The 6,000-nt window shown below is 37.8% G+C and carries 5 protein-coding genes; all 5 read right to left on the bottom strand.

Annotated elements, in window-relative coordinates; all coding sequences use genetic code 11:
• Positions 1 to 201: 201 nt before the first annotated feature.
• The 5 genes from CLV62_RS18935 to CLV62_RS18955 all read right to left on the bottom strand — a co-directional run bounded on the left by CLV62_RS18935 (position 202) and on the right by CLV62_RS18955 (position 5,882).
• Complete coding sequence (locus tag CLV62_RS18935) at positions 202 to 879, bottom strand: hypothetical protein (RefSeq protein ID WP_110312343.1); 678 nt, start codon at positions 877 to 879, stop codon at positions 202 to 204.
• A 2-nt stretch (positions 880 to 881) separates the two neighbouring features.
• Positions 882 to 1,565 carry a JAB-like toxin 1 domain-containing protein gene (locus CLV62_RS18940; protein ID WP_110312344.1) on the bottom strand — a complete coding sequence of 228 codons (684 nt, stop codon included), beginning with the start codon at positions 1,563 to 1,565 and terminating at the stop codon, positions 882 to 884.
• Positions 1,566 to 1,677: 112 nt separating this feature from the next.
• Positions 1,678 to 2,142 (bottom strand): hypothetical protein, encoded by a 465-nt coding sequence (locus tag CLV62_RS18945; protein WP_110312345.1) that lies wholly within the window; start codon positions 2,140 to 2,142, stop codon positions 1,678 to 1,680.
• A 5-nt stretch (positions 2,143 to 2,147) separates the two neighbouring features.
• The gene (locus CLV62_RS18950; RefSeq protein ID WP_110312346.1) at positions 2,148 to 5,675 is read right to left on the bottom strand and encodes a DUF6443 domain-containing protein; all 3,528 of its coding nucleotides are present in this window, start codon (positions 5,673 to 5,675) and stop codon (positions 2,148 to 2,150) included.
• 9 nt (positions 5,676 to 5,684) lie between these two features.
• Positions 5,685 to 5,882, bottom strand: a complete 198-nt coding sequence (locus CLV62_RS18955) for a hypothetical protein (RefSeq protein WP_110312347.1) — start codon at positions 5,880 to 5,882, stop codon at positions 5,685 to 5,687.
• Positions 5,883 to 6,000 lie beyond the last annotated feature (118 nt).

Below are 6,000 nucleotides of genomic sequence, written 5' to 3' on the forward strand. Positions count from 1 at the left end.
GTGGTGATGTTGTTTGTCCATAAATTCGAATTAGTACCCCTAGTATGAAATATGCGAAAGGAAAAGTGATTACCAAACTACCCGACAAGGATAAGGATTATGTTTTCGTGACTATGGATGTGATGATTAGGGATTAAAAAAATAAAAATAGTTATAAAAAAAACGACTACCCTAAAATTGAGTAGCCGTTATTATAATGAATTATGGGTTTGTGAAAAACCCCTTATCATTGATTGATTTTATCAGTTGTATATTTCCCTCCAAATATTGATATAGCCACATCGGGTTTTCTTGAACAAATGGATAATCTTGGTCCTTCTTTTTGATTATTAATTTATTCCCCGTTTTATAAATAAAATTATCTAAATATTTATCTTCCGGATTGCATAGAGTAGGGTATACTAATATATAAAAATCCCAATCCTTATATTTTAAATACCCATAGATTTTAGGACTTTCTCTCTGGTGAAGGGAGTATGCCTTTTTCTTAATCTCAAAAAGGTAATGATTGGGATAATCTTCAAGTATTTCAAAATACAAATCATCATCGCGTTTCATAAACGTAATATAAAAATATAACTCAAAATCTTTTCTTGAAAATTTAGTTGTGTTTTTTAATATAGAGTCTAATTGATTATTTACCAGTACAACTTGTTCTAATACAATCGTATCTTGATGTTTAAATTCTACCCTCAAAATAGAATCAGGAATGCTTTCATAAACATTAAAAGACGGTATTGTTAGTTCTTTTAATATTGTTTTAATGGAATCCTGAACATCTTTCGAATCCAATGTATTATTCCTATTAGATTCACATGCAACTATTTTTACTGTTACTAGTATAATAGCTAAAACCAAGATAATTCTATATTCATTCATGACTATTTCTTTTTACGAGGTGCTACGATTTCAATCACAGGCAATAATCCAGGCTCTGAATATTCGTCAAAAAAAGTATATTTACCATCATTTGGTGTATAATTATGCATCTTCGCATTAGGAAATCTTGATTGGAGAGTCTTTGCTAAATTTGCATCTCCGCCAGATACAATCGTGGAACCATTTGGATGGCTATGGTTGGCTTCTCTTATATTTGTACCCACTAGTCCCATTATTGAGTTCTGATTTGACATTTTATCGTTCTGCAAGAAAACTCTATTTATCACATAAGATTGTCCAACATCAGTATTACCACTATGACTTGTTGCTATATAATTTACATCAAGCCCATTTTGAGTTGTCTTTGTTTGCGACCACTCTACATCTGTATTCTTGGAGGCAAACTCAAACAGTGCTGTTGATTGTCTATCACCTACCGATGTATATATATCTATTGTTGAAGTTTCAATACTTCCATCTGATCTTCGACCCTGTACTCCAGTTACAGTTTCTTTTCCACCAATGACATATTTATCTACATTTATAGAATTCTTTGTATTAATATTTCCTTTGGCATTGGTTGCATATATTGTATGATTACTTGCTTCTGTTTCTTTTACAAAATGCATATTTCCGTCTCTATCTAAGCGGTAATCATGTCTCCCATCGGGATTAATCCTATCCATCTGGTTATTAGAGCAATACACATAAGGACTTAACCAAGGCTTCTTTTCCGCCAATGGATCTACAGTAGCAAACCTTGGAATATATTATTATCAATTTATATCATAATACCAATCAAGGGGCTATCGGATATAAACGATAATAGTCTGAAGTATCATGAATATCTATAGGTTTCATTTTCTTTACGATAAACTTTGAATTGTGAAATTCGCAAACTGAAGGCCAACATGAATCAATAAAGTCAAACTTATCTTTTCCTGGGGTGACATCGTAATTTTCCTCATAGACAATTCTTGTCTTATCTACAAAAAGGATTCTTCTTGTGTCGTCTTTTACATGTTCACCATTATATTTAAAACCGATAATTAAAGATATATCCTCAGGCATTGACCAAGATGGAAATACATACATCTTATCCCATTTAAAATCAACAAAATCATTAATGTCTATTATACAACTATCTATATTGGATCGGATGTTGAAATCTTGCTTTATTTGATCTACGACCTGTTTATTAATTGGCTTTTTGCAACAAAGAAATAAATTGCTTAATAATAAAATAAATAATATTTTTTTCATTTGAATTACCTTGTTAGTCCATTTTCATTTAATCCATCCAATCTTTCTTTAGCTCTAGTATACTGATCCTCGGTAAGCTTAGTTCTTTGTATTGTTACATTTCCATTCTCAAGTTGCGTGGCTGTCCACATCCCATCCTTTAAGAACGTCTTAAGAATCATCCCAGCTAATTCCACATTTGTTGCTGTTGGATTTTTCTTACCAATATCTCTTCCGATTATATTATTTGATAAATCTATAGCTTGATCTGCTGATTCAATATTTCGAAATGTCTGTACGCCTAATTTTGCTTGTGGATTATATTCATGAACATTACCCGCTTTTGTAGCAAAGTCTGTATTATACTCTTTTGTTATAATCGCTTGCCAAATTCCATGACGAAGTGCGTTGTTATAATTGCCTTCTCCAGGTACTCTTTCACCCATAGCTCTCGTTAAATTGATACCAAAATTCCCTGCTGTTGTTGATATATTACCACTTCCTTCTTTATATTCTCCTATTGACCAAGCAGAAATAGGGTTTCCAACAGCAAATATCGTTTGTTTTATGGAAGAAGGCATAGTTGCTTTATCATAAGTTCTACTGAAAGCTTCCCAACTAAGACTTATGGGAGTCGATGTTGTAAGAATACCTTGTTTGCCATCCGGATCAATAAACTTCATCGGATTGTTATAGCAATACACGTATGGACTCCAGTTGTAAAACTTCTCGCTCAGAGGATCTTGAGTCGGCGTCCTTCCAATTGCATTATCCACAAACCTTGCACTATAATCATACCAGTTCAGCTCATGATTGCGATCCAACTCTTTTCCATTGTATTTAAAAGGCTGCTTATCCAATTCCGCTTTATTACCATCGGCGAATGCCATGCCGAACGGATAATACTGAGTACTTTGCACGGAGGCTCCCGAAGCATTCGCCACTATACGGTTATTGCCCAAATGATCTTTGATGTAAAAGTAGTAAATTCCTGATTCTATATACCCATTATCGGTTAAAATCATTTTTAAAACACCGTCTTCATAAATCTTATTTCCCAGATAATCGGTAGTCGGTCCCTTCATTTTTCCATCCGTACCGGTACTTCCTAAAACAGGCTGTTCCTTTAGTGTGGGATCATTCAGGTGTTTTACTTGCAGTTTTACTCCTGTTGCCGTGTAGGTATAATAGTTTTTTGCACGGGCAGTGGCATGGCTGATAACCAGTTCACGGGGTAGGTTCAGACTGTTATAGGCTATTCCCTGTATTCCCTTATTCAAATCCTTAGTCATCGCCCCGTTTAGATTGAAAGCATATTCAGCCGTAGTCACCTTACTGTAATCTTTGAAGTCTGCCGAAGTAGATAAATTCACATTCGGACCTGCATCGGTGATGTATTTCAATTGGTTACCGGTCCCATCATAGTTGAGGGTCAGCTTGTCTATGATCTGGTCGTTTACTCCATCTGCTGTTACTCCGTATCTGGTCAGACTGGTTATATTACCCATTTTGTCATAGGTATAACTGGTTGAGAGATTTCCATCCCCTGTATATTTTGCTTCTTCAATCCTCGATAGTTTATCATAAGCAAAGGTATACTTTCTGGTTTTATATGCCTGTTTCCATTCCTGAGTGGAAATATTCCCATTGTAGGTATAGGTGAGGTTCTCTACAAAATGTGGGTTGGTAATGTTGTTTGTCCATGAACGGATGTTATAGGTATAGCTTGTTTTCAGGTTCGCCTGATTATTGGCGGTAGTGGCTTGTAATTGCCCCAGTTCGTTATAGGTGTTTTGGGCGAGTACAATTTCTGCTCCGGTATTCAGCTTGTGCTTAGTGGTGGTTAGCCGTCCTGCATGGTCATAAGCATATGTATATAATTCCGTTTGTTGGGTAGTTACATTATTTACCTTTGTACTGTGTACATGCATTTTTTTTGTAGGGCTTCCGGCAAAGGTATAGGCGATGTATTCGCTTTCAAGTCCATCCTGGTGGTTGGTGGATTTGCTTTGGATAACATTGCCTTTGTAATCGTAATACACGGCCGTATAAAGGTATTTGGGAGATGATGATCCGTCCAGAAGGGCGGTCATGCTTCCTGTCAGCAGGCCTTTGCTGTTGTCGTACTTGGTTCCGTATCCTGATTGGGTGGTGTAGCCCAGTGCTTTGTCTTTGATGTCTGTCAAACTCAGATAGTCGTAATTATCATAATAGTTGGCGGTTAAGACGGTGAATGTGCCCAGGGGCAGAGCTGTATTATCTACTTTCAGATTATAACCGTTGTATGTTCCTGAGGCGGAGTATTCGGCCTTGATCAGATTGCTGTCGAAGCGTCCTGTTGTAATAGTGGCATTGTTTACCGTTTTACAGGTTCCTGTCAGTACGATGCGTCCGAAGACATCGGGAATGGTAAAGAGCCATTCGCCTTTGAGGCGTTGTTCTCCGTCCTGTGTGAATATCAGGCGGTCGGCCTTGTCATAAACGTAATGAATCCAGTCTGCTCCGGGGAGTTTCTTGGCTATGCAACGGTTACGGGCGTCGTATTGATAGAGGTAGGCTAAGTTAACGCGAACCGAACTGCCTGCGATTAATTCGGATTCTTTAGCATTTATGGCGTCTGATGCCATAGGAGGAAAGACCGCTTTCAGGTTGCCGAAACTGTCATAAACATAATATGTGTCGTGTGCAGAGCCGTTCATCTGACGTGTAAGAATTACCTGACCTAGTTTGTCTTTAAATTCATAGGAAATGTTACCGTCTTCGTCTGTCATCTTGGTAACATAAAGTTGTGCGTTGGCATAATTTCCGGATTTACTGATTTCGACAGCGTTGCGGTTATCTCCTGATATATAGTTGACACAAGCCAAATCTCCGCTGGAGGTATTGGTTAGGTATTCTATGGTAACGGGATTCTTTGTCCATTTATCCCCCGGGCCGTATTGTTTTAATACCCTGTTTAATGGTGATGCTTCGTATTCGGGTTCGCTGAATGCGCGGCTGTCTTCGTATTCTGTATTGGACCGGTTGATGATGGCTGCAGGATTGCGGTATTCTCCTGTATTGACACCACTGTTTAAGGGTAGCCAGGTTTTGCTTTGCCTGCCAAAGGCATCGTATTCCTGTAAATGGAGCATGTCTTTTTTGCCTGGGGTTGCTCCTAGTTCAATGGTTTGTACGGGACGGCCTAATCCGTCGAAATATTGTATTTGGGTTAATACATCGACATCTCCTTCTATGGTACGGTCTACAGTAATGGTCTTATCTTTATAGCTTACCGATTGGGTTTGCCCCAATGGGGTAAGTGTTACTATATAGTTCTGATCGGCTGATATGTTTGTCTTGGTTTCGGCGACTGAGCAGGCGGCGGTATTGACACGAAAGGTCATACTGCTGGTGCTTGTGGCTTTAAAACTAAAGTCAGGTTGAAGAATAAAGCCTTTACAGGCTTCATTGATCGAAGTGGGAGGGGCTGATTTATATTCGATGATGTCTTTCTGGCTGTAAACGCTCAGAGAACTGCACAGGGCTAGAATATATAATAGTTTTTTTCTCATAGGTGTATCTTATTGCTTTTGTGCTTTGAGTTGGTCGACTTCTTTTTTAAGTTCTATGGTATATAGAGTGAGTTCCTCGATCTTTTGAAGGAGCTTATTTTGCATTTCCCCCAAACTCAGACCATCTTTCTCCACCTCTGAAGCAGAAGGGATTTCGGGGAGGTGATTATTGGTTTTTACAAATTGCTCCAGTTCGTCTAATGGCATTAGTTTGTATTCGGATTTAAATCATGCGAATCAGTATTTAAAAAATTAGATAAATAAATGCGATTGCAATTTTACCCATCGTATGTACTAGTAGTCCGGATGTTGATCTGACTTTCTG

It is taken from the genome of Indolivaga alginatilytica, from assembly GCF_003201355.1.
GTDB lineage: Bacteria > Bacteroidota > Bacteroidia > Bacteroidales > Dysgonomonadaceae > Dysgonomonas_A > Dysgonomonas_A alginatilytica.

Excerpts from the sequence above, each read along its gene's own strand:
- CLV62_RS18935 (WP_110312343.1), bottom strand. The coding sequence starts at position 879 with ATGAATGAATATAGAATTATCTTGGTTTTAGCTATTATACTAGTAACA.
- CLV62_RS18940 (WP_110312344.1), bottom strand. The coding sequence starts at position 1,565 with ATGGATAGGATTAATCCCGATGGGAGACATGATTACCGCTTAGATAGA.
- CLV62_RS18945 (WP_110312345.1), bottom strand. The coding sequence starts at position 2,142 with ATGAAAAAAATATTATTTATTTTATTATTAAGCAATTTATTTCTTTGT.
- CLV62_RS18950 (WP_110312346.1), bottom strand. The coding sequence starts at position 5,675 with ATGAGAAAAAAACTATTATATATTCTAGCCCTGTGCAGTTCTCTGAGC.
- CLV62_RS18955 (WP_110312347.1), bottom strand. The coding sequence starts at position 5,882 with ATGCCATTAGACGAACTGGAGCAATTTGTAAAAACCAATAATCACCTC.